Below are 454 nucleotides of genomic sequence, written 5' to 3' on the forward strand. Positions count from 1 at the left end.
CAGCAGATTTCCGACCAGCGCAGCGAATTGGCCGCCAGCGAGCGCCGGGTCGAACTGGCGCGCACTACCTTCCAGCGCGAGCGTCAGTTGTGGCAGGACAAAATCTCTGCCGACCAGGATTACCTGCTGGCGCGGCAAACTCTGCAAGAAGCCGAAATCGCCCTGAACAATGCGCGGCAAAAAATGACCGCGCTCAGCGGCACTGCCGTATTGGCCGGCGGCAATCGTTATGAACTGCGTGCGCCCTTCGCCGGTGTGGTGGTGGAAAAACACCTGGGGGTGGGCGAGGTGGTCAGTGAAACCAGCAATGCATTCACCCTCTCGGACCTGTCCCAGGTGTGGGTCACCTTCGGCGTATTTCCCAAAGACTTGAACAAGGTTCGCGTGGGCAAACCGGTGAACGTCAGCTAGACGGAAATGGGCACCGAAGTGCTGGGTACCGTGGCCTATGTGG

The 454-nt window shown here is 60.1% G+C and carries 1 pseudogene; it reads left to right on the plus strand.

From position 1 onward, the window contains the following. Positions 1–408 (plus strand): annotated as a pseudogene (locus tag JMV15_RS27995) (efflux RND transporter periplasmic adaptor subunit); the annotation flags it as partial. Between the last annotated feature and the right edge of the window lie 46 nt (positions 409–454).

This window comes from Pseudomonas paracarnis, assembly GCF_904063055.1.
GTDB classification, from domain to species: Bacteria; Pseudomonadota; Gammaproteobacteria; order Pseudomonadales; family Pseudomonadaceae; genus Aquipseudomonas; species Aquipseudomonas paracarnis.